We start from the raw sequence: 24,383 nt of genomic DNA on the forward strand, positions 1-24,383 counted from the left end.
ATGTGCGCCTGAATGCTGAAACTTACAATAGGCTTTTTGAGGCTCATAGGTGATAAAAAAACTGAGGCTGAACAGTATGCATATGTGATGTTTTTCAGGACACGCTCAACAAATCTTTGCAGTAGAAGAAACTTACTTCATGCTAATTTAAAATCAATCAGTTGATGATGCTTCAGATTGATCATTTCAGCGCATGATAAAAAAATATAGAGATTGAACATAATGCAAGGATTCGTGGATTTTTGGAAAAGCTTTAGACTTTTACCCTCAGCATGGCTGTTACTGGTGCAGTTTCTGATCTTGGTTTTAACCGCGATTACCCGAGAAAGTCTGTCTTTTCGTGCGCTAATTTGGGTACTTGGGGTGTCGGTACTATTGATCATTGCCAAAGTGATTCGCCAAACTCCGATGTTTACGATTCTTGGGCTGAGTTTTGTTGGCTGTGCAGTATTGTTTTCTACTTTGATTATGCTGGGTGTAAATCATCCGAATATTCAAATTATTGCGCATGGTTTTGAAGCCTGTGCGTATTTTAGTGCCGCTTATGGCGTATTGCGTTATATGTTTGCAGATCGCTATTTAACCAAAGATGAACTCTTTGCAGCAGGAGCAGTTTTTACCCTCATCGCATGGGGTTTTGCCTTTCTCTATAGTATTTGTCAGCTGATTTATCCGGATAGTTTTGTGAATCCTGCAGCGCCGGGCATGCAGTCGTGGTTAGATTTATTATTTTTAAGTTTTAGTTTGCAGTCCGCAACGGGCTTGTCGGATCTCATGCCCGTGAGTGCGCCAGCACGGGTCTTGGCCATGCTTCAAATGTTCTGCGGGGTGATGTATTTGGCTCTCATCGTTTCACGCTTAATCGCCTTGCAATATATTGCCCATTTACCCGAACGTCATGAACCTAAAGACAAATAATGGCAGTAAAAAAGGACGCACATGCGTCCTTTTTGTCTTCAGGATCTAATATAAATTAGAAACGGAATTTAGCATTTACGCCAACAGTTTGGGTATCAAGCGCAACAACTTCTTTAGCATTAGCATTTACATAGCTAGCACCAACTGCAACAGCAGGAGTGATGAAGTAGTTTACATTCGCGCCCCAAGCTGAGTCTGGAGTACCTTCAAAGCTAGATTCAGCGTAAGAAGCACCAACGCTTAATTTAGGAGTTACGAAAAGATCAGTTTTGAATTGGTAAGCAGTGTCATCACCGTAGATGATGCCTGATTCGAAACCAATTGCCATGTTAGTGTCGTCGATTGCGCCAACATATTTAGCACGTGCAGTGATTGCGTCTTGGTCTTGACCAATAGTCGCAGCTTCTGCAGCAGCTTTAGCAACACCGTTACCCATAACGTTGAACGCGTCAACAGCAGCTTGGTCAGCAACGCTAGTGTAACCAACAGCAACTAAGAAGTTTTGAGTTGGAAGCGCACCAACTTCTAATGCATAACGGTCGCCATTGCCTTCTAATTCTTTAGATACTTGGTTTTTAGAATCTAAAATAGTGTGGCTGTAAGACGCGCTTGCATATACAGGAACAATTTTAGTTGGAACATAAGCTTCAGCTTTAGCACCAAAGTTATGAGCAATTACGTCAACACCTTGTGAACCAACTTCGCCGTAGTTGTAAGCAACAGCTACGTTAGAAGCTTGGTTTAAGAATGCAGCTTCTGCTAAAGGACCTTTTGTAGAGTCAACATTTTTGAAGTAGTAAGTACCTTGAACACCACCAATGAAATCTTTGTCATTTGCAGTTGTGTCGATGTATTCTGCTTGGCCTTGAACTTCAAATTGGTAAGCTTGAGCACCGGTCATGGCTAATAATAAAGCAGTGGCTAAACCGAGTTTTTTCATGATTTTCTACCAGTTGTTACAAATGGATTAAACATTGAGCATTGTATTGTAACAATATATTAAGTCAATGATCCTAAAGGTTATTATTCAGTCTCTGACTCAGATCTTTATTTCATAATAAGAAATTCAGTTTTTACTCTAACTAATAAGTCACTGAAAAAAAATCATTGAGAACAATTAAGTAAGTTTGATTAAATTCTTAATTAAAAAAATACACTTGAAAAAATACACAACTTTTCAATCTGAAATAACAATTATTATTGTTATTTTTATTTAAATTAACATTTAATACGAAGGGCAAATTCTAACGCTTTTCACGCATTTGAAGCGATAAATTGCGGCTTTGACTGCCGAATTGTTGGGCAAAAACTGTTTATTTGCATAGTAAATGGACGTTTTTGTTTTAAATCTGAGGTCTACTTCACTTAAATGAATATCTTAGTGATAAATTTAATATCCTTGTGAAATACTTGGCTTTACATCAGGTTTTATTTGATTCATAATTTGCCAATCGAGTCGTCACACAGTTTAAAAGTGTGACTTTGACCCTGATTCTCCATCATTTGTTTTTTATTCGCCCAGCTTTCCCCAAGGTTGGGCTTTTTTTTTTCTAAAAATGGAACTTTACCGCAAAGATTATAGATAAAACGGAGATGGAATAAAAATAAATGCACTTTTATGGTGCATCAATAATTTTATTTATCTTTCAATTAAAGTGATATAGACAAAAAAAATCCTGATTTTCATGGAAAATCAGGATTTTTTAGCCAAAATTTTCGGGAAACTAAAATATTCTGCTGAGGAAGAAATTTAGTGTGCCCTAATACGGTGCATTCTGCACCAATTTATTGCAATTGTAAATATTTATTTAAGCAAGTTCATAAAAAAATTTATTCCTTTCAAATATGTTGCTGTTTTTTAGCAAATTATCTCGTTTTAAAATGATAAAAATGTGACAGATTCAACACATTTGTATAGAATTTAGCTGTATAAATGTTCATTTTATAAATTAATAAATTATTGATCATTAATTTAAATATTCCCGCGTTTAGTTGATAAGTGGGTTGGGGTATGCAACAAGTGTGGGGCATAAAATAGATGGAAACATTACGAACAGAGCATATTAGTAAGCGCTTGCAACTTGCGATGCTAGTAATCGTCTTGTCTATCGTATTTATTAGTGTTCCACTGATTGTGAGCAGTTATCAAAACTACCTCAAAAATGCTCAAGCGCTGAAAGAAATTCAGATGCTAAAAATGGTGGCAGATTTAACCAACCAAATTTCTCGTGAACGTGCGCCAGCTAACAGTGCAATGTCGAGTCAAGGTGAACAGCGCGAGCAAAAAATTATTGAGTTGGCTGAATATCGTCAAGGCGTTGATCGGCAATATCAAGATACACTGAAAGTTTTAAAAGAAACGGGCTTTGCACCGATCGCCCAGCAGTTAGAGTCCAATTTATATCCATATTTGTTGCAGGGTCGCAAAACGGTCGATCAATATATTGCGCTGCCGACACAACAGCGTGAAGCTAAAAAATTGGATCATGCCATTTTGGCGATGTTCCAAGCTTGGGATCAAAGCTATATTGCCATGCAGAAATTGGTCAATCATTCACATGGTAAAGATACCCGTGTATCGAATTATTACACGCTGATTTTATTACTGGCTGAATTACGTGATCAGGCGGGACGAGTTGCATCAAACATTATGGCTGCAGTGTCATTTCAACAGGAAATTCCAGAGCAAAATCTAGCACGGACTTTACAGACCCAGCGTCAAGCACGCTATTTATGGGAATTGATCAATGTCGTGCAGTCCGAACATGACAAAACACCCGAGTTTAAACAGTTACATCATGCGGTACGAACGGAATTTTTAGATAAAGGTTTGCCAATTATTGATGGTTTGGCTCAAAAAAGTCTTCAACATCAGCGTTATCACATGGATGGCACCCAGCTCACTGATGCAATGGTCAATAAATTTGTTACAGTGGTGGAATTGCAAAGTTATATTTTAGATTACAGTCTCAAAGTAGCTGCGGATGAACAACGTGAAGCGCGAAATAAATTGATTTTCACGCTTTTTGTCTCGCTCGTGTCATTACTGACTGCATTATTAACGATGTTCTATGCCAAGAAATGGGTGTTTGAACCTTTAATTCGTGCTCGTAATCAGTTATTTAAACTGGCTCGGCACCGACAAATGGATCAAGGCGTGATTGAGCCTGCCAAAGTAGGTTATCTCAGTTTATTTGATGCCATTCAGCATATTGAAAACATGTTGGAACAACGTGATGCCTTTGAATTTCAGCTGAAACATATTGCCAATACTGACTCACTCACCAATGTCGCCAATCGTTTTGCCTTAGATGAATATATTAAATTTCGCGACAGCCAAAATTCAGGCTTTTTACATACAGCACTGATCGTGATTGATATTGATCACTTTAAACAGGTGAATGATCGCTATGGGCATATTGTCGGCGATTTGGTGATTCAACATGTTGCCAATCAATTACGACAACATATTCGTTCATCCGACTTGGTGGTGCGATATGGTGGAGATGAGTTTTTAGTCCTGATCGAGGGGATTGATATGCTCAAAGCCCAGCACATTGCCGAAACCATACGGCATGATATTCAGCATGTGAATTTCAATTTGGCAGAAGACGAAGCAGATCTCATCGTGACGGTGAGTATTGGTGTTGCAGTGGGTGCCAAAAGCTGGATCGATTTATTAGAGCGCGCAGACCAAGCATTATTTAAAGCCAAAGCTGCGGGGCGTGACCGTGTTTCAGCCTAAACGCAGCTTGATATTCATAAATATCTTGGCAGATTCATAAAGTTAGCTAGAAAAATCAATTAATCTTCATCTTTATATAATTTATTGCAGGCTTGTTGGTTCATTTGACTACCATCTTCATTCCAACACTGGGCTTGGGTAATTTTGCCTAAATCGTACTGAAGCACCGCTTCAGGTTGCCCATTGTCATACCAAATTTTATAACTGTTATGACGAACGCCATTACGATAATAACCTTGGCGTTCTAGTTTGCCGTTTTCAAACCACATTTTCAGCTCGCCAATCAATTTATTGTTTTGAAAATTGGCATAGGTCCACGGTTTACCATTACTGTACCAGCGTTGGCGCAGGCCATTTTCGATCCCATTTTTATAATTTTGAGAAAAAGCCAGTTGCCCATTTGGATGCCAAATTTTGTAATCCCCCTGCGATTCACCATTGATGATGCTACTTTCTTGCTCTTTTATCCCATTGGCAAACCAAAACTCAAGTTTGCCCTCGTACTCCCCATTTTTATAAGCAATGCGGCTACGGGGTTTGCCGTTGGGGAAGAAACTTTCAAATACGCCTGAGCCTTGAATACCATCTGGAAAGTGAATGAGATGTTCACATTCACCGTTTTTAATTTTGCTATTACTCAGAAAGATGGTGGTCAGGGCATTGCCATTGGCATAGACATATTGATTTTCAAAGATCCCATTGTGTGGTGTCGGGGTGCTGAGGGCTTTACACTGCAGCTTATCTTTCCATGGGCTAAGATCGGGGTCTTCTTGTGAGACAAACAGCACCATGTATTCATTCAGATAGCCATCGGCAAAGCTATATATTGGACATAATAAGAGGCTGAAACTTAAGATAAATTTATTCATTGTTAGTATGCTTTTATATTTTAAAAAATTAAAAATTAAAAATTAAAAATTAAAAATTAAAAATTAAAAATTAAAAATTAAAAATTAAAAATTAAAAATTAAAAATTAAAAATTAAAAATTAAAAATTATTGGTTGTTGAGTCCACGATAGGCGTCATCATAAGGATGTTTTGTTTAAAAATAAATAGTCGATATGCTAAGTTTGGAACAGATACAAGACTGTTGAAAAGTACACAATTCAGGTTTGAACTTCATCTTATACTGTGGACTTTAAACGCCATAAAAATAGTGCAATGAAAAAAATATATCTATCGTTGATGACTGTCCTGAGTTTGACAGCATGTACAGCAAATGAAGGCATGTTGGATTCATCTCAACACTTAAAACAAACGGCTCAAGCCAATTTAGCAAATTCACGGGTGAGTGAAATTCCGTCTTTATTTAATCAAGCACAGACACAGGCGGTATTTGTCACATTTGATGGTCAGAGCATGAGCCATTATGGCAATGACTTACAGCGCGCCCAGACAGCATACATTCCTGCATCTACCTTTAAAATGTTAAATGCTTTAATTGGTTTGCAGCATCAGAAGGCGACAACCACTGAAGTTTTTAAATGGAAAGGTGAAAAACGTGCTTTCCCGTCATGGGAAAAAGACCTGACTTTGGGTGAAGCGATGCAAGCGTCTGCGGTGCCTGTTTATCAGGAACTGGCAAGGCGAATAGGTTTGGCGTTAATGCAACAAGAAGTCAAACGGGTCGGTTTTGGCAATGCCAATATTGGCAAACAGGTGGATAATTTTTGGTTGGTTGGGCCGTTAAAGATTACGCCCGAGCAAGAAGCCAAATTTGCGTATCAGCTTGCGACAGAGAAATTACCGTTTGATGTCGCGGTACAAAAGCAAGTCAAAGACATGCTTTATATTGAAAGTCGTGGCGATGCGAAGTTGTATGCCAAGAGTGGTTGGGGCATGGATGTTGAACCCCAAGTCGGTTGGTATACCGGTTGGGTGGATGATGGTCATGGCAAGATCATGTCGTTTAGTTTGAATATGCAGATGGCAGCAGGGGATGATGTGGCAGAGCGTAAGCAGTTAACTTTGGATGTGTTGGATAAGTTGGGTGTGTTTCATTATTTACGTTAATTTTTTGAGTTTTAAGTTTGCATGTCCTCGCTTTGCATTGGGGTTGAGTTTCCATTGTGTAGGACGTTGCTACTTTTGAAAGCACAAAAGTAGGCAAAATGCTTTTGTTTGGTTGAAGGTAAGTCCGAAAAGTTCCAGTTGAATGTATAAATAATGGTGCGAATTTTGTGGATGGATTTAGTTAAGGTTATTTTCAAAAAAATATGCTTTTCTAAACGTCCTCGCTTTGCATTGGGGTTGAGTTTCCATTGTGTAGGAGATCCCTACTTTTGAACGCACAAAAGTAAGCAAAATGCTTTTGTTTGGCTGAGGGCACATCCGTGCTGCCCCACTCAAACAGGCGACATCCATGTCGCCGTCATGTGATTGAATATTGTGAAGAACAAGAATTTATGTAGAAATGGCTTTGTTTAAGCTCGTATAAAGTAATTTTCTAGCCTCTAAAATTTTAAATCTATATTGAGCAGTTGTTTCAACATTGATAGCTCCATTTTTACAAAGTGTATAAGCGTTAAATTTTCCGAGTAATTCGCCATAAATTCTTAGCTTTTCTTATTGTTCAATATATCCATGTAAAAGAATTAAACCTTCATTTTTGCTAAGCAAATTAAAGTCATTAAAAAGTGCGTGTCTTAGAGGTTAAAGTCTATCTGAAATCTCATTAAGAGCTAGTTGAGATTGTTTTGTTTCAAATTCAAAAAATGCCCAAATTTTTAAAACGAGATGATTTATTTCCTCGAGATCTTTGGAAATATTGGTCAATAAATTACGATTATATAGAAGGTTATCTTTTGCTACTGATGCTGAAATATTTGCCTTTTGATTTAAGTAGGTAATTACGCCAGTTATCAGTGCTCCTAAACCAATTTTTACGGCTGTATCAATTATCTCTAATAAAGTCATATAAATAAAAAACGGTGAATGAATCACCGTTTTATCATGCACTTAAAGGAAAGAGAATCTTATTTCAACATCGGCTTTAAAAATTTCGCTGTATGCGACACTTTATTCTTCGCAACAACTTCAGGTGTACCTTCGGCAATAATCATACCGCCACCCGCACCACCTTCAGGGCCTAAGTCCACAATCCAATCGGCAGTTTTAATCACATCCAAGTTATGCTCAATCACTACAATGGTATTGCCCTTATTACGCAGCTCATGCAGGATGTCGAGCAACTTGGCAATATCATGGAAGTGTAGACCAGTTGTTGGTTCATCAAGCACATACAAGGTTTTGCCTGTATCGCGCTTCGCCAACTCACGAGCCAATTTGACACGCTGCGCTTCACCACCTGAAAGTGTGGTTGCAGACTGACCCAAACGGATATAGCCCAAGCCCACTTGGTTCAAGGTTTCCAAACGACGGTGGATCACAGGAATGGCATCGAAGAAATGCATCGCATCTTCAACCGTCATTTCTAAGACATCAGAAATGTTACGACCTTTATAGCCAACTTCTAACGTTTCGCGGTTATAGCGCTTGCCGTGGCAGGCATCACAAGGCACATACATATCAGGTAAGAAGTGCATTGCAACCTTAATCATACCGTCGCCTTCACAGGCCTCACAGCGACCGCCTTTCACGTTAAACGAGAATCGACCTGCAGCATAGCCACGTGCTTTGGCTTCAGGGGTTTGCGCAAACAGTTCACGAATAGGGGTAAACAAACCGGTATATGTTGCAGGGTTTGAACGTGGTGTACGACCGATTGGGCTTTGGTCAATATCAACGACTTTATCGAGGAACTGTAAGCCATCAATCGAATCAAATTTCTCAGCCGTTAATGTGGTTGCACCATTCAATTGAGTCGCTGCAAGCGGCAATAATGTCCGGTTAATCAGCGTCGATTTACCTGAACCTGATACACCTGTCACACAGGTCATCACACCTAAAGGAATAGTCAAATCGACATTTTTCAGGTTATGACCCGCAGCGCCCATTAACTTAATTTGCTCTTCAGGTTTTGGCGGTTGTGTGCGTGTTTTCGGCACATCAATACTGAGCTTTCCTGATAGATATTGACCAGTTAATGAATCTGGATTTGCCAAAATTTCATCATACGTCCCTTCGGCAATCACATGACCGCCATGCACACCTGCACCGGGGCCAATATCAATAATATGGTCGGCGGCACGGATCGCATCTTCATCATGTTCTACAACTAATACGGTATTACCTAAGTCACGCAAACGTACTAGGGTTTCCAATAGGCGGTCATTATCACGCTGATGCAAACCAATAGAGGGTTCATCCAGCACGTACATTACGCCCATCAGGCCCGCGCCAATTTGCGAAGCCAAACGAATACGCTGAGCTTCACCACCCGACAGTGTTTCTGCCGAACGCGATAAACTTAAATAGTTCAAACCGACAGAGACTAGGAAGTGCAAACGTTCACGAATCTCTTTGAAAATCTTGTCAGCAATTTCGCCTTTGGCACCGCTTAAGTTGAGGTCTTGATAATAGCTTTCAGCATCGCCAATCGACATCTTGGTGATTTGCGCGATGGTTTTATCTTTAACTCGGACATGACGTGAAATTTCATTGAGACGTGAGCCACCGCAAGCATCACATGCGGCATTGGATAAATACTGTGCTAAATCCTCACGCACATAGTTCGACTCCGTTTCACGATAGCGACGCTCTAGGTGAGGTAGAATCCCTTCAAAGGCTTGCACACGTTTGTGCGAACGACCACGTTCATCAATATAGCTGAGGTCAACTTTTTCCTTGCCTGTACCATAAAGGAATTTCTTTTTGGTCTCGGCATCGAGTTCATTCCACGGTGTGTCTAGAGAATAACCAAAATGATCGGCAACTTTTTGGATCATGCTGTAGTAATACGGACGTTGACGGTCCCAACCACGGATTGCCCCTTGGCTAATCGAAACTTCATTATTGGGAATCAATTTGTCAGCACTAAAATGGCTGCGTGTGCCTAAACCATCACAAACAGGGCATGCACCGAATGGATTGTTGAAGGAAAATAGCCGTGGTTCAAGTTCACCAACGGCACGTTCACATTCAGGGCAAGAGTGTTTCGCAGAAAATACGCGATCTTCTTGTTCGCCTTTCATCCACGACAAAATGGCAATATCGCCACCCATACGTAGTGCAGTTTCAAAGCTTTCTGCAATACGGTTACCGAGGTCATCACGAACTTTAAAACGGTCAACAACGACTTCGATTGTGTGCTTTTTCTTTTTGTCGAGTTCAGGCGGAGTATCAATATCAATGACTTCACCGTCGACACGCGCACGGACAAAACCTTGACCTTGTAATTGTTCAAATAAGTTGGTGTATTCACCCTTACGGTCACGGACCACAGGGGCAAGCAACATAAGCGCCGTGCCTTCTTCTAGACCTTTGACGGTATCGACCATTTCAGACACAGTCTGAGCCACCATCGGGAGGTCATGTTCAGGACAATACGGCGTGCCGACACGGGCATAGAGTAGACGTAAATAGTCGTAAATTTCGGTGATTGTTCCCACTGTTGAGCGTGGGTTGTGGCTCGTTGATTTTTGTTCGATGGCAATCGCAGGACTCAAGCCTTCAATCGAGTCAACTTCGGGCTTTTCCATTTGCGAAAGGAATTGGCGTGCATAGGCAGATAAGGACTCAACATAGCGACGTTGACCTTCAGCATACAAGGTATCAAAAGCCAAAGAGGACTTCCCTGAACCAGAAAGACCCGTAATGACCACAAACTTGTCGCGTGGAATATCGAGTGACACATTTTTTAAGTTATGGGTACGTGCGCCTCGAATACGGATATGGCTTTGGCTCATGCAAGGGGTCCTAAAAGATTCATCGAAAAACCTATATATGATAGCGCATGAAAAATGTTCAAGTGTAATTTAAACCTAGATTTATGCGTGACTTTGTGAGAAAAATGGCCGAATCAAAATATAGCTGTCTGTGCCGATGCCCTAAAACATCCGCAAATCAGCAATCTAGGACTTTTAACATGAAATGGCAACTTCATCTCAATCCAACATTAGGTGTGATGGGTTTATTGATGTGTAGTGTGTTTTTGAGTGCATGTACCCCGAACCAAACACCGAAAGCGCAAAATTATGACAGCTTAGAACAAGCAACTTTGGCGCTGAATACCGAAAGTGAAAAAATTGATCTGTATATTGCAAAATTAGGTCAAGCCAAAACAGAAGCTGAAAAAAAGCATCTGGCTTGCGAAAAAATTCCTCAACAGTTTGATTTGGTTTTGGCAATTGTTGAAAACAATCAACATTTGATGAGTGCTGAAGATTTAAAAGTTCAAGCGCAGTTTAAGCAAATGGCTGAGCAACAAAAAGCGCGCTTTACATCTAGCCTATGGTGTAAAGGTGCATAAAGATCACGGCACTATGACTGTTTTAAGTTCATCGTTTAAATCTCCTGTGCTATGCGCATAAAAATGCATTAGAAAATCTCAGGACTATCGCAGAAAAGGCGTAAAATGCAGTTTTATCGAAACCATAGAATGCCATGTTGTCCTTATTTCTCAAAAGCTTAATGGGTGCCTTTGTTGTGGTATTAATTGCTTTGCTGTCTAAAAGTAAGGTGTTTTATATTGCAGGTTTGGTTCCATTGTTTCCGACTTTTGCGTTGATTGCTCATGTAATTGTGGCAAATGATCAGGGTGCAGCCGCATTACAAAAAACTGCGCTGTTTGGACTCTGGTCTCTCATCCCATATTTCATTTATTTATTGATGGTGTACCTGCTCGCAACACGTTTGAGCTTAACGGCATGTTTGAGTGTAGCAACTTTGAGTTGGGTGCTTGCTGCGGCTGTTTTGATTTATGCATGGCAGAGTTTTCAGTAAGCATCAAAAGCCTATATCGATGCTGTTTCAGATTAACTTTTTATCGGTTCTAGATCATTTATAAAACAATAGATTTGTATTAAATTATGATGAATTTCCAATCACTAAATGTGTGATTTAAAATGTAAGTATTTGAATAATTAATTATAATTCTGCCAGAACAGAAAATAATCATGATAAGAGCAAATAATGTTAAAACAATTTTGGGTGATCATCTGCCTCATGTTTTCAAGTCAAATCCTGTGGGCTGAAGACAGTCAAATCCTCGCGTTTGAACAGTTTATCGACCCTGCAGCCGAGCAGCGTTATAGCGTGAGCGTGCCTGCGGTCGGGCAAAATGAACAGCTATGGTCTGTGGTCTATATGGTACTGCAAACCAACCAAGTCCCTGACAATACTGTTCTGGACTTTAAAGTCGTTCCGCAAGGTTTATTGTTGAAAAATAATCCTGCACAAAAAATACAAGAGTATGCTTTTGATGGTGTACAGTTGGCACAGAAAAAAGACTATGTACTGTCCCAATTCTCAGATTTGAGTGAACAACTGGAAGATCAAAGTGGCAAGAAAGTGCAGGATGCATCAATCTTTGATATTAGTCGTGCCCATGTATATGCCCGCGTAGAAGATTGGGTGCCTGACTATAATGCACAAGCTACTCAACTGAATATTGAACTGGGAAAACTCAATGAAATGCAAGTCAAAGGGCTTTATTTCATTTTAGGCAAAGGTGAAAAGCCCAAAGATTTATTGGCTATTGCTCAACTAGATCCGATGGTCAAATCACAATTTCATTCAGAAGAGATGCAGGAACGCAAAGCAGCACGCAGTGAGTTGCGTGAAGCACGTTTTGCGATTTTTTTGGTGATTATCGCGATGGGGATTTTTCTCGGATGGTATCGTTTTAAACGCTAATGCCTGAAATGATCGTGCATGGTCATTCTAAAAACCGAATCTAACCATATTAAAAAAGGATCTAAAAGCAATTTTAGATCCTTAATTTTTTATACAGTTTAAATCAAAGGTTTATTCTACAGGCCATGTCCGCTGTTGATACGCGCTGTCCCAGAACATCCATTCTAATTTTGCGCCGTTCGTATAAGCCGCATGCATTTTTTCACGTGTATCTGCATCGCAGCGAGCCGCCACTCGATCAATAGTTTGAATCACGTTTTGCACAGCAGTATTGAAGTCTTCACCTGAGTAGGTATCGATCCATGCTTGGTAAGGGTTATTCGGTACAGATTGGCTGACAATGGCTTTGCCGACTTCCGCATAGATCCAAAAGCAAGGCAGGAGTGAGGCAAGGACCACAGGGTAACTTTCTGACCATGCTGTTGCCGTTAGAAACGAAGTGTAATGATGACAGGCAAGGGTCAGTGGAGTATTTTCAAACTGTTCTTTGCTAATGTTGAAACCTTGCATAAAGTCATTGTGCAGACTACGTTCCACCACGATGGCAATTTTTGCCGCTTCAGAAAACTGAATCACATCGTCGGCATCAAACGCCTTGGCTGCACACACTGCAAGCGCACGACCATAGGCCAATAAATAATGGGCATCCTGAATGACATAGTGGCAAAAGGCATCGCGGCTTAAGCTGCCCTGAGCCAATTCCTGATTAAACGGTAGATGGAGAATCTGCTGATATAACGCGGTATTACGTTGCCAAACTTCTTCAGAAAAACGCATTGAACATTCCTGTCGTTAAAAATGAAAGACGGGTCTACACCATGATGCGATGTAATTGAGAGCCTCCATCTTAGAGTGTTTATTCAAAATGTAACGAATAATTTTTGGTTTCAATCCTGAAAAGCGGCATAATTGCGCCATAAACTTAGCTTCAAACTGGGTATTCCCTCATTTTGAAATCTTATTGAATGAATAGGTCGATCTATCATGATGAAACATTTTGGTTTCTCAATCGTCTTTACGATCGTGTGTCTTGCCATTTCTGCATATTGGGGTCTGAATCATGGCCCAAATGCAGGTGTGCAAGCCATGCTGACAGCACTGACCATTACTGTAATTTTGGCAGTGATGGAAGTATCATTGTCATTTGATAACGCTGTAGTGAATGCATCGGTACTCCGTGGTTGGGATCATTTCTGGAAAATGATTTTCTTAACTGTCGGGATCGTGATTGCTGTCTTTGGTATGCGTTTGATTTTCCCAATCGTCATTGTTGCTGTAACGGCTGACATGGGCGCTATGGAAGTGGTGCAATTGGCATTGAATAATCCAATTGAATACTCTGCAAAATTGATGGCACATCATGCAGAAATTGCGGCCTTTGGTGGTGCTTTCTTATTGTTGGTGTTCCTGAACTTCTTCTTAGATGAAGGGAAAGATACCCATTGGTTCCGTTGGCTAGAGCGCCGTTTAGCTAATCTTGCAAACGTTCCTGCGATGTCCGTGTTTATTGCCCTAATTGCGTTATTGGTAATGGCAGCAAACGTGGCCGAAGCCTCTCGTCTAGCGGTAGTGATGGCGGGTATCTGGGGGATCGTGGTGTATATCGGTGTCCAAGTACTGAGTCATTTATTGGGTGGTGAACCTGAAGTTGATGAAAACGGTAATGCGGTTGGACATGACGCAAATGGCGTACCGACGGGCGTGATCAAAGCAGGTTTTGGTGGTTTCCTTTACCTTGAAGTACTCGATGCCTCATTCAGTTTTGATGGTGTGATTGGTGCATTTGCGATTACCTCTGATGTCGTAATCATTATGCTCGGTCTTGCTATTGGTGCTATGTTCGTGCGTTCAATGACCATTTACTTAGTGGATAAAGGCACCTTAGATGCTTATATCTTCCTTGAACATGGTGCGCATTATGCGATTGGTGCTTTGGCCTTCATTATGTTGGCGAGTGGCACAGGTCTTCATGTCCCTGAAGTGGTAACGGGTCTAATTGGTGTGGCATTTATTGTTTGGGCTGTGATTGCCTCAATTCAATATAAAAAGCGTCAAGAAAATTTAGGCTAATTTAAATTTGCCTAAAATCTCCCAAAAAGCGCAGCGTCAGCTGCGCTTTTTATTTGTCCAATCATCAGGATATTTAAAATCAATAAAAATCCTGCTTCGCTTTAAGCTGAATGTCCTATAATCCCATTCCAAGATTAATGAATTTTTAACCAGCTATGATGAATGCTCTTGAACGACGCTCAACTTTTGCTTTGAGTAGTATTTTCGCCTTACGTATGCTGGGGCTGTTCATGATTATTCCTGTTTTCTCTGTGGCAGGTCAGCAATATGCAGGGGCAACACCGGCACTCATTGGTTTAGCGGTGGGTGTCTATGGGTTGACCCAAGCGATTTTACAGATTCCGTTTAGTTTGATTGCAGACCGTTATAGCCGTAAACCGTTGGTGGTGATCGGGCTGCTGTTGTTTGCTTTAGGCGGTGCAATTGCGGCGATGTCCGATAGCATCTACGGCGTAATTATCGGGCGTGCGATTGCCGGTGGTGGTGCTGTATCTGCCGTAGTGATGGCTTTGTTAGCCGATGTCACACGTGAAGAACAGCGTACTAAAGCCATGGCCATGATGGGGATGAGTATCGGTTTGTCCTTTGTGGTCGCGTTCAGCCTTGGGCCTTGGCTCACAGGTTTAGTCGGCATCTCGGGTTTATTTTGGGTGACCACCATCATGGGACTTGCCGCGATTGCGATGTTGCTATTGGTACCGAAAGTAACGCGTCATCATAAAAATTTTCAACAAGGTTATCTGACGCAGTTAAAGCAAGTACTGAAAATGCCTGATCTAAATCGTTTACATGTTTCAGTCTTTTCATTGCATTTACTGCTCACCGCGATGTTTATTTATGTACCGTCTCAGTTGATTGACTTTGCCAATATTCCATTACATTCACATGGTTTGGTGTATTTGCCGCTTTTGGTCGTGAGCCTGTTTTTTGCCTTTCCAAGTATTATTTTGGCGGAAAAATATCGCAAAATGCGCGGCATTTTCTTGACCGCCATTGGTGGCATTATTTTAGGATTGGGCATCTTAATTTTTGGTTTCGAATCAAAATATATTCTGCTTACTGGCTTAGGATTATTCTTTATCGCATTTAATGTGATGGAAGCATTATTACCGTCATGGTTATCGAAAGCAGCTCCAATTCAATCCAAAGCGACTGCCATGGGGGTGAACGCCAGCAGTCAGTTTCTGGGGGCATTTTTTGGTGGTATGATTGGCGGGCAACTTCTGTTGCTAAATGATACGGCAATGGGATGGGGCATCCTGACAGGGCTAGCCATTTTATGGTTGATCATTAGTTTTGGGTTGGCTCAGCCGCGTTATTTATCGTCTATGGTTTTCAGTTTGCCTGAAGATAAAGAAACGGATGAATGGACTTCTCAGCTTTTAGCAATTCGTGGTATTGAAGAAGTTGTGGTGATGTCTGACCAGCAAGTGGCTTATGTAAAAGTGGATAAGCAGCAGATGGATGAATCTGCGCGACAACATTTAACGCACTTGTTAGGGAAAGAGGTAGCCATTTAAGCATAACTCTTATAAAGTAAATAATAGAAACAAATAGGAAGAATACGTCTGATGCGTGGTGTAAATAAGGTCATTTTAGTTGGTACTTTGGGTCGTGACCCTGAAACAAAAACTTTCCCAAATGGTGGTTCTCTCACTCAGTTTTCAATTGCAACGAGTGATTCATGGACAGATAAAAATACAGGTGAACGTAAAGAGCAAACAGAATGGCACCGTATTGTGTTACATAACCGCTTAGGTGAAATTGCACAGCAATATTTGCGCAAAGGTTCTAAAGTTTATATTGAAGGTTCATTACGTACTCGTCAGTGGACAGATCAAGGCGGTCAAGAGCGTTACACGACTGAAATTCGTGGTGAACAAATGCAAATGCTTGACAATAATCGCCAACAAGGCGAACAAGGTCAAGGCGGTGATTTTGGTCAGCCTCGTTTTAATAATCAACAAGGTGGTTATAACAATAACCAAAACCAAGGTGGCTACGGTAATAGCTCAAACCAAGGCGGTTATGGCAATAACCAACCGGCTCAAGGCAATAGCTATGGCAATAACAACCCAGGTGGTTTTGCGCCAAAACAACAGCCTGCACCGACACCGGCTCCTGCAGCAGCAGATTTAGATGACGACTTACCGTTCTAATGAACCTTAAACACAGCGTTTAAAACGGTAGATCATCATCAAAAAAAGCCCTCAATCTTGAGGGTTTTTTTTCGCAGGTCTCATCTTGAAAGATCAGTTTCATTTTGAAATTGAGTCGATGACTTATTTTTTTGCAGAAACCCACATGGTAATCACGGCTTTAAAAACTGCTTCATTACGTGTGTTGTTCACCACGACATTCACCAAATAATCACTCCCTGCATTCCACGTAAAATTAACATCGACAGGCGTGGCAATGGCTGTTAAATCTGTATCGGCTTTTTTCAAATATTCCACAGTCATGCCTTTGGGAATCCAACGATGGCTGCTCGGAACGGTCACATCGGTCATGGTTCCGCCAGCCAATTCAGCCATATTACACATGGCAATCGCGTGGACAGTGCCAATATGATTCAGCACGCTGCGCTGTTTTTTTATATGTAGTTCACAGTATTGGGGCTTTAATTCATCAAAAACAGGCGAAATACTGCTGAAATACGGTGCTTTCAAACACAGCAATTTTGAAAAAGTCCATTTCCCTGCGGGTTTGTTTTGGAAGGTCTTCCATAATTTTAATGCTTGGCTCATGCTTAATTATCCGTCATTATTCAGAATATAATTCTAATACAGAATATTGTTCTGTTAATGGCGTAAATGACGTCACAGCTATTAAAAAAAGCCAACATTGTTTTAAAATGACCCGATCAAAGGGAAGGTATCGATGTCGTCAAATCAAGCATTATTGCAACGAATTTACAGTGGTCGCCGAGCGGAACTTAAACGGCAGATCTTAGGAGAAGCCCTTGCATGTTTTTTAGAGCAAGGGATTGAAACGACGACGATTGAACATGTGAGAGACCGTGCAGAGACCAGTGTTGGCGCGATTTACCATCATTTTAAAAATAAAGATGGTTTAGTGGCGGCATTGTATTTTGCGGCGTTGCAAGATCAATTTGTGAAAAGGGCAGATGCATTGACACAGGCCCAATCGCTGCAGGAAGGCATTCAAGCCATTTTGTGCTCGTATATAGACTGGGTCGAAGCCTATCCAGATTTTGCAGGATTCTTGTATGCGGCAGGGTTTAGTATGCGTAAGGAAACGCTACAAGCCGAGTTAAAAAAACATAATTTGCAATGCAATAGCGCACTACTGGATTGGTTGACCGCACAACCCGATTGGCATTTGATTGAGCATTTACCCAAAGAATTAATGATGTCATTGGTCTTAGGGGCAACGGAAAATTATTGTCGGGCATGGTTATCACATAAAGTCAAAACGCCACCATCACACTATAAACAACAGTTTACACAGGCTGCTTGGCAGACCCTCTTTATGGATATAAAGGCTTGCACCCATTGAACTTGATTGGTTTGCACGATGGAAAGGCAAAGATTGATTTAAATAACAAATCTAAAAATCCGATAGTTTTTATAAAAAAGTTCGGTTTTACCTATGGTTTGATATTTCGTATTCTAGCTTCAACAGATAAGCAATCCCTGAAATGAGTTAGAGGAATATCAAATGAGTTTAATTAATACTGAAGTAAAACCATTTAACGCTACCGCTTACCAAGACGGTCAATTTATTGAAGTTTCAGAAAAAGACTTCTATGGTAAATGGTCTGTGGTGTTTTTCTATCCTGCTGACTTTACTTTTGTATGTCCAACAGAATTAGGCGATCTTGCTGATCACTATGCTGAATTCAAAAAAATGGGCGTAGAAATTTATTCAGTATCTACTGATACACACTTCACGCATAAAGCTTGGCACGATTCTTCTGAAGAAATTAAGAAAATCGAATACCCAATGGTTGGCGATCCAACTTGGACACTTGCGAAAAACTTTGATGTTTTAATTGAAGCGGATGGTCTTGCTGACCGTGGTACTTTCGTAATTGACCCTGAAGGTAAAATCCAAATCGTTGAAATCAATGCAGGTGGTATTGGTCGTGATGCTTCTGAATTGATGCGTAAAGTAAAAGCTGCTCAATATGTACATGCACACCCAGGTGAAGTATGTCCTGCAAAATGGAAAGAAGGTGAAGCGACGCTTGCACCATCGATCGACCTAGTGGGTAAAATCTAATTTGGTAATCCAACCGTAGATTTAAAAAAGCCAGAACTCAGTTCTGGCTTTTTTGTGGTTTAGATCATTGGACTAAATAGCCATCATGTTCTGGAGCATAGCCACGAACTCCATCGACTAAATAGTCAATTAATCTTTCCATGACTAGGCGTTGACCTTTGCGCGAAACATATACCAATTGCACCGTACCGACATTTGAGCACCATTCGGGGAAGAGGTGAATTAAACGACCTGCCTCAATATCTGCTTGCACGGTTAAATAGGGTAAGTCTGCAATGCCTAAACCATCGAGTGCTGCATAATAAGCACCGGCTAAGTCATTGCTTTTAATCCGAGGCTGTAAGGCAATTTCAATCTGTTCTTGCTGTCCCGTATGATGCAAATGCCATTGATAGCGGTTTTTCTGTGTGCCCAAAACGATACTCGGAAATTCTGTCAATTCCGTAATATGCTTTAACTCGCGTCCTTGTAAAAGTTCAGGACTAATCACTAAGCAATGCACGGTTTTAATCACGTCACGTACAATAATGCTCGAGTCTTCATTCTTACTAAAATTGGTGCGAATCGCCAAATCAATGTCGTCATGTAAGACATCCACACGGCGGCTAGACAGCTCGAGTTCGACCTGAACTTTGGGATGATCTTTTAAAAACTGATTTAACAAGGGGCGAATTTGATGTTCCATCATGACTGGTGGACAGCTAATTTTAACCAAGCCTTCAAGTTCACTTTTTTGCTTCAAGAGCACCTGATGCGCACATTCGACTTGTTCGATCACTTTTATGCATTCTTCATACAATTCTTGGCCTAATGTCGTGACCTTAAAGTGTCGGGTAGAACGCTGAATAAGGGTGACATTATATTTGGCTTCAAGATCTAAAATGCGTCGGCTTAATTTTGATTTTGTAATATTCGATGCTTCACTTGCAGCGCTAAAACCGCCATGTTTCACCACCAAGTAAAAGTAGTAATAGTCATCAAATGAATGCATGGATCACCTTATGCAGTGAAAAATTATTTCAATTCCAATTATCATACGTCAATTTATACATCAGGTATAAAAAAAGCGGCTCGAAGCCGCTTTTTACTACTGGAGGATTATTTCTTTTCAGTATTTTGCGTATAGCTGTTGATGAGGTTACGGTAGTCTGGAATATGGTTGCCGAAAAGCGCACCTAAACCTTCAATATCATTACGCCAGTCACGGTGTAATTCACACGCGGTACCAAACCACGTCATGAGCTGTGCACCCGCTTGCGTCATACGTTCCCACGCTGAGTCGCGGGTTAAATGGTTGAAAGTACCTGAAGCATCGGTCACCACAAAGACGTCAAAGTCTTCTTCTAAAGCAGACAAGGTTGGGAATGCCACACAAACCTCAGTCACTACACCGGCAATAATCAATTGTTTTTTGCCGGTTGCTTTGACTGCTTTCACAAAGTCTTCATTGTCCCAAGCATTAATTTGACCTGGGCGTGCAATATAAGGTGCGTCAGGGAACATCTCTTTGAGTTCTGGAACCAATGGACCGTTTGGACCTTGTTCAAAACTGGTGGTGAGAATCGTTGGAAGATTAAAATATTTTGCGGCTGCAGCCAGTGCGAGCACATTATTTTTAAATTTATCTGGATCAATGTCGCGAACCAATGAAAGTAGACCTGTTTGATGGTCAACTAAAAGTACCGCGGCATTATCTTTGTCTAAACGAACGTAAGGTTTGCCCCATTTTATTGTCCTCTTTCCTGTTTGCAACTACGCAGGATCAGATGAAATCTGCGTGTTAACTCGATTTAGAATAGTTGTAAAAATGAGACAATGAAATGGGTTTAAATGAGAAGCTCAATCATAAAATTGGGATAATTCATCGTTTTATATGTCTTAAACCTTAGAATTTCGAAATTAATGCTTGGTTTTGAGTGAGGTGCAGATTTTATGTCTGAGTATTGTTCTAATTTTGAGATATAGAATGCTATCTGGAAGATGGTCAGTAAGTATTTCAAAGCTTAAAATAAGCGCTATGTTCATCCTATCGTATGAATATAGGAGCTAAGAAATGAAAAAAGTAATTGGTGTTTATCGTAATCAGCAAATGCACTGGGTGGGCGATGGTTTTCCAGTCAAAAGCTTATTTTCCTATGATCGTCTAGGTCAGGCGATTAGCCCATTTTTGCTTTTGGATTATGCGGCACCTTATCAGTTCGATCCCACCACTGCACGGCATGGTGTAGGTTCACATCCACATCGTGGTTTTGAAACGGTGACTATCGCCTACAGCGGTGAAGTGACTCATAAGGACTCAAGTGGTGGTGGCGGCACAATTCAAACAGGCGATGTGCAATGGATGACCGCAGGGTCGGGTCTGGTGCATGAAGAATTTCATTCGCCTGAATTTGCTCAAGCAGGTGGTCTTTTTGAAATGGTTCAATTGTGGGTGAATTTACCGGCAAAAGACAAAATGACCCAGCCTCGTTATCAAGCGATCACACGCCAAGATATTCCTCGCATAGACATGGATGAAGGTGCAGGGCATATTCGGGTGATTGCTGGTGAAATGGGTGGTCACCTTGGGCCTGCACAAACCTTTAGTCCAGTGAATGTCTGGGATGGTGAATTGAAAGCTCAATATGAAACCACCTTACATGTACCTGAAGGGCATAACACCATTTTGGTGGTCTTGAAGGGTGAGGTTGTGGTGAATGAAAGCCATAAAGTTCAAGACAGTTCGATGGTCATGTTTGCCAAAGATGATATCGCCATTCAGCTACAAGCGTTGCAGGACACACAATTTCTGTTACTTAGCGGTGAGCCACTAAATGAGCCGATTCAAGGTTATGGCCCATTTGTGATGAATAGCAAAGCTGAAATTATTCAAGCCTTTGATGATTTCAATAACGGAAAATTTGGTGAAATTGCGCTAGCGCATGAGGCTTAAGTGAAATTCATGCCGTTGAAATAGCCGAAAAAAAAGCCTCTGAACAGTCAGAGGCTTTTTTATTGAGCGCTGTAGTATTTATAGTTGTCATGATTTAAATATCATTTTACTTTTTATAAATTGTGATGAATTTATCACTTTATTATGTGGCGCATCTTAGCGAGACTTGGCTTTAAAGTAAACCGAAAGTTATAAAAATGGTTAATTTAATTGTTTGGTTTTATAGAGTAATTAAAATTTTAAAGAAAAATATGTTTAAAAAACAAAGCTTAAATTGTGTGCTTTTTGACTGTAAATATTTGTAAATTTAACTTAAAAACGGCTGTACTGAAATCCATACAAAAAGTGCGAATCTGGTATTTTTTAATAGCTATTTTTAACTTCTGATCAGTCATACTTTTAAACTGTGTTTTATAGATGGAAAAGAAAATTGGAAATTGCAGTCATCGGTAGTGGCATGGCTGGGCTGGCTACCGCAAGAATTCTTAAAGACGCAGGGCATAACATTACAATTTTCGAAGCTCTGCCTGGTCGTGGTATGGATAGCCACAGCACTGAGTTTGAAGGCGGCTTGATCGATGCCCCTTTGCGTGTGATGAATCCACATCTTTGGAAAAATACCTTAAGTTTGGCGACCCATTTAGGGATTAAAACTTTCCCTGTCCGTACCTATATGGCATGCAGTTGGCTATTTGAAGATCGTACAGAAACGTGGTTGACCACCAGTCGTAGCCGTATTGGTAATTTCCCAATTATTAATAACCGTAAAGGCTTACAACAATATGGCTGGCGTTTAGTCAAAGGAATGTTGCAACTTAAAGCCGCGATCACTCGATTTTTTAAATCAAAAAATCAGGATATTACGCTTGCTGAATTCATTAATAAAAATGAAATTGAAGAAGTATTTTGGCATGGTGCAGTCATGCCTGTGTTGTATACCATTTGCACTTGTAACCCGAAAACGATTGGCGAATGGCCTGCGAAACCGCTGTTGATTTTCTTGCGTCAATTGACCAATGGTGATGCCTTGTTGCGTATCCAAGGTGGTACACCTGCGTTGGTTGATAAACTGATTGAAGGTTTAAATATTCAAAGTGGTACGGCAATTACCAAAGTGCTCGAGCAAGACGATAAAGTCTTGGTGGAAACTGAGGCCGGTGCACATCATCTATTCGATCGCGTGGTTGTTGCGACACCAACCACCAAAACGGAAGAATTTTTAGATTCTACTCAGTTTGCTGACGATATTGAGCTCTTAAAGAAATTTAAATTTGAGCAAGGTCAGTTGGTGATCCACACTGATCAAACGGTGATGCCGCCGAAGCGCAAAGATTGGTCTGTACTAAGTTATATGATGGATCGTAAATTTACTCGTCAGCAATTTACCGTGTGGCTTAACTCAATCGAGCCGAGCTTGGTGGGTAAAACTCCAGTGTTCCAAACTTGGCAGCCAGTGACACCGATTGATCCTAAAAAAGTGATCTCTTCGGTCAGTTTGACACGCGCAGTGGTGGATTCACATACGGTGGCGCTGAATAAAGAGTTACAGCAACGACATTTATCCCCTGAGCGTAAAGTCTTCTTTTGTGGTTCATGGTCTTGCGATGGTCTGCCGATTTTAGAGTCTGCGGTAACGTCTGCTATGCATATTGCAGAAATTTTTGGTGCGCCATTGCCGTTTGTGGGTTTAAAACCTAAAGTGGAGGTTGCCCCTCAACTCGGTTACTAACATGAAATGGCTTCAAGCAATTCGTCAGTACGTCCCTAGCCATAAATATGCGATTAACAGTCGATTACTCGGAGATGATGCGGAGCTTGCTTGGAGCAATTTGGGCTATTGGGATGATGCAAAATCATCCTATCCTGCGGCCTGTCAAAAACTCGCTTTATATCTTGCCGAATCCATTCAATTAAAATCTACAGATCGTGTTTTAGACCTCGGTTGCGGGCAGGGTGCGAGCTTGGTTTTTTGGATGGAACATTTTCAAATTCAAAACTTATCCGCAGTCGAATTGCAAACAGCATGTGTGGAAAAAATCCAAAAAAATTTAAATTCAAAAATCAAAATCCAGCAAGATACATTTTTGAATTTAAAAAATATTTATCCACAAAACGCTATGGATGCGGTGCTGTGTATTGATGCGGCTTATCATAGTGATTTGAATTCATTGCTTTTATCAGTCGTTGATGTTTTGAATTCAAAAGGGCGCTTTGCTTTTCACTATTTAATGTTGTCCGATGCGTTTTTGAATTTAAATTCATTACAGCGACTGAAATATCAAAGTCTGTTGAAAGCAGCAGATGTGAATTTGAAAAATTTAAATTCAAAGCAAAATTTACAACACCAAGTGCAACAGGCAGGTTTCGAAAATATCCAGATCGAAGATATCAGCGAATTCGTATTTCAGGGTTTTGCCGATTATATTCAAGAACAACAAAGTCAGATGAGCCTGAGTCATGTGGATCAATTCAAAATCAAGATGACGGCAAAATTGTGCGAAAAGTTGTATCGAGACGGACTGATTCGTTATGTGCAGATTAGCGCGAGGAAGCCATAAAAGAGCGGCTCTAAAAACATCAAAGCCTCACTAAAAAGCGAGGCTAAGAAATGGTGCCGGCACACGGATTCGAACTGTGGACCTACTGATTACAAGTCAGTTGCTCTACCAACTGAGCTATGCCGGCGTTGTGGAATGCATTCTACAGATTTTTTGAAG

Annotated in this window: 22 protein-coding genes and 1 tRNA gene; 14 read left to right on the forward strand and 9 right to left on the reverse strand. The window is 40.7% G+C overall.

The genetic code is table 11. The features are described 5' to 3' along the window. Positions 1-222 precede the first annotated feature (222 nt). Positions 223-918 (forward strand): ion channel, encoded by a 696-nt coding sequence (locus FTU83_RS00995; RefSeq protein ID WP_180010633.1) that lies wholly within the window; start codon positions 223-225, stop codon positions 916-918. Between the two features lie 55 nt (positions 919-973). Here FTU83_RS00995 and omp33-36 read toward each other — a convergent pair whose 3' ends face one another. Then, entirely contained in the window at positions 974-1,858 is an 885-nt protein-coding gene (gene omp33-36 / locus FTU83_RS01000; protein WP_180010631.1) for a porin Omp33-36, read from the reverse strand. Between the two features lie 1,098 nt (positions 1,859-2,956). Here omp33-36 and FTU83_RS01005 point away from each other — a divergent pair. Continuing rightward, positions 2,957-4,663 (forward strand): diguanylate cyclase, encoded by a 1,707-nt coding sequence (locus FTU83_RS01005; RefSeq protein WP_180010629.1) that lies wholly within the window; start codon positions 2,957-2,959, stop codon positions 4,661-4,663. 59 nt (positions 4,664-4,722) lie between these two features. Here FTU83_RS01005 and FTU83_RS01010 read toward each other — a convergent pair whose 3' ends face one another. Next, complete coding sequence (locus tag FTU83_RS01010; RefSeq protein ID WP_180101629.1) at positions 4,723-5,532, reverse strand: toxin-antitoxin system YwqK family antitoxin; 810 nt, start codon at positions 5,530-5,532, stop codon at positions 4,723-4,725. A 293-nt stretch (positions 5,533-5,825) separates the two neighbouring features. On the opposite strand from FTU83_RS01010, the gene blaOXA reads away from it, so the two are divergent. Next, positions 5,826-6,677, forward strand: a complete 852-nt coding sequence (blaOXA, locus tag FTU83_RS01015) for a class D beta-lactamase (RefSeq protein ID WP_373685348.1) — start codon at positions 5,826-5,828, stop codon at positions 6,675-6,677. A 639-nt stretch (positions 6,678-7,316) separates the two neighbouring features. On the opposite strand, the gene FTU83_RS01020 is transcribed toward blaOXA, so the two are convergent. Continuing rightward, positions 7,317-7,607, reverse strand: coding sequence for a hypothetical protein (locus tag FTU83_RS01020; RefSeq protein WP_180105510.1), 291 nt, complete (start codon positions 7,605-7,607; stop codon positions 7,317-7,319). A 32-nt stretch (positions 7,608-7,639) separates the two neighbouring features. Continuing rightward, positions 7,640-10,471, reverse strand: a complete 2,832-nt coding sequence (uvrA, locus tag FTU83_RS01025) for an excinuclease ABC subunit UvrA (protein WP_180025908.1) — start codon at positions 10,469-10,471, stop codon at positions 7,640-7,642. A gap of 179 nt (positions 10,472-10,650) precedes the next feature. On the opposite strand from uvrA, the gene FTU83_RS01030 reads away from it, so the two are divergent. The 3 genes from FTU83_RS01030 (at position 10,651) to FTU83_RS01040 (ending at position 12,419) form a co-directional block, all read left to right on the forward strand. Further along, entirely contained in the window at positions 10,651-11,034 is a 384-nt protein-coding gene (locus FTU83_RS01030) for a hypothetical protein (RefSeq protein ID WP_180002741.1), read from the forward strand. Between the two features lie 134 nt (positions 11,035-11,168). Continuing rightward, positions 11,169-11,507: a GlpM family protein gene (locus FTU83_RS01035; RefSeq protein WP_180002743.1), complete on the forward strand. Its 339-nt coding sequence runs from the start codon at positions 11,169-11,171 to the stop codon at positions 11,505-11,507. Positions 11,508-11,696: 189 nt separating this feature from the next. After that, positions 11,697-12,419, forward strand: a complete 723-nt coding sequence (locus FTU83_RS01040) for a hypothetical protein (protein WP_180105509.1) — start codon at positions 11,697-11,699, stop codon at positions 12,417-12,419. Positions 12,420-12,530: 111 nt separating this feature from the next. On the opposite strand, the gene tenA is transcribed toward FTU83_RS01040, so the two are convergent. Beyond that, positions 12,531-13,196, reverse strand: a complete 666-nt coding sequence (tenA, locus tag FTU83_RS01045) for a thiaminase II (RefSeq protein WP_078193179.1) — start codon at positions 13,194-13,196, stop codon at positions 12,531-12,533. Positions 13,197-13,403: 207 nt separating this feature from the next. Here tenA and FTU83_RS01050 point away from each other — a divergent pair, with 207 nt between their 5' ends. The 3 genes from FTU83_RS01050 (at position 13,404) to ssb (ending at position 16,648) form a co-directional block, all read left to right on the forward strand. After that, the gene (locus FTU83_RS01050) at positions 13,404-14,489 is read left to right on the forward strand and encodes a DUF475 domain-containing protein (protein WP_180050623.1); all 1,086 of its coding nucleotides are present in this window, start codon (positions 13,404-13,406) and stop codon (positions 14,487-14,489) included. Between the two features lie 155 nt (positions 14,490-14,644). Next, positions 14,645-16,009, forward strand: a complete 1,365-nt coding sequence (locus FTU83_RS01055) for an MFS transporter (protein WP_111884498.1) — start codon at positions 14,645-14,647, stop codon at positions 16,007-16,009. A gap of 51 nt (positions 16,010-16,060) precedes the next feature. Continuing rightward, entirely contained in the window at positions 16,061-16,648 is a 588-nt protein-coding gene (ssb, locus tag FTU83_RS01060) for a single-stranded DNA-binding protein (protein WP_078193176.1), read from the forward strand. 123 nt (positions 16,649-16,771) lie between these two features. Here ssb and FTU83_RS01065 read toward each other — a convergent pair whose 3' ends face one another. Then, the gene (locus tag FTU83_RS01065) at positions 16,772-17,236 is read right to left on the reverse strand and encodes a hotdog fold domain-containing protein (RefSeq protein WP_180050626.1); all 465 of its coding nucleotides are present in this window, start codon (positions 17,234-17,236) and stop codon (positions 16,772-16,774) included. A gap of 133 nt (positions 17,237-17,369) precedes the next feature. Here FTU83_RS01065 and FTU83_RS01070 point away from each other — a divergent pair, with 133 nt between their 5' ends. Both FTU83_RS01070 and ahpC read left to right on the forward strand, forming a co-directional pair. After that, positions 17,370-18,008 (forward strand): TetR/AcrR family transcriptional regulator, encoded by a 639-nt coding sequence (locus FTU83_RS01070; protein ID WP_180059338.1) that lies wholly within the window; start codon positions 17,370-17,372, stop codon positions 18,006-18,008. A 162-nt stretch (positions 18,009-18,170) separates the two neighbouring features. Continuing rightward, a complete protein-coding gene (gene ahpC, locus FTU83_RS01075) occupies positions 18,171-18,734 on the forward strand; it encodes an alkyl hydroperoxide reductase subunit C (RefSeq protein ID WP_078190520.1) in 564 nt (187 codons plus the stop codon). Positions 18,735-18,798: 64 nt separating this feature from the next. Here the strand turns inward: ahpC and FTU83_RS01080 are convergent, their stop codons facing one another. Both FTU83_RS01080 and ycaC read right to left on the reverse strand, forming a co-directional pair. Further along, positions 18,799-19,725, reverse strand: coding sequence for a LysR substrate-binding domain-containing protein (locus tag FTU83_RS01080; RefSeq protein ID WP_180073374.1), 927 nt, complete (start codon positions 19,723-19,725; stop codon positions 18,799-18,801). 107 nt (positions 19,726-19,832) lie between these two features. Further along, complete coding sequence (ycaC, locus tag FTU83_RS01085) at positions 19,833-20,465, reverse strand: isochorismate family cysteine hydrolase YcaC (protein WP_180092934.1); 633 nt, start codon at positions 20,463-20,465, stop codon at positions 19,833-19,835. Positions 20,466-20,787: 322 nt separating this feature from the next. Here ycaC and FTU83_RS01090 point away from each other — a divergent pair, with 322 nt between their 5' ends. From FTU83_RS01090 to FTU83_RS01100, 3 genes are all read left to right on the forward strand, one after another. Further along, positions 20,788-21,666, forward strand: a complete 879-nt coding sequence (locus tag FTU83_RS01090; RefSeq protein WP_180025915.1) for a pirin family protein — start codon at positions 20,788-20,790, stop codon at positions 21,664-21,666. A gap of 430 nt (positions 21,667-22,096) precedes the next feature. Further along, a complete protein-coding gene (locus FTU83_RS01095; RefSeq protein ID WP_180002759.1) occupies positions 22,097-23,395 on the forward strand; it encodes an FAD-dependent oxidoreductase in 1,299 nt (432 codons plus the stop codon). 1 nt (position 23,396) lies between these two features. After that, a complete protein-coding gene (locus tag FTU83_RS01100; RefSeq protein ID WP_180009241.1) occupies positions 23,397-24,224 on the forward strand; it encodes a cyclopropane-fatty-acyl-phospholipid synthase family protein in 828 nt (275 codons plus the stop codon). 51 nt (positions 24,225-24,275) lie between these two features. Here the strand turns inward: FTU83_RS01100 and FTU83_RS01105 are convergent. Further along, positions 24,276-24,351 (reverse strand) — tRNA-Thr (locus FTU83_RS01105). Positions 24,352-24,383 lie beyond the last annotated feature (32 nt).

Origin of the sequence: Acinetobacter sp. YH12152 (assembly GCF_013418285.1) — a bacterium.
Lineage (GTDB): Bacteria > Pseudomonadota > Gammaproteobacteria > Pseudomonadales > Moraxellaceae > Acinetobacter > Acinetobacter amyesii.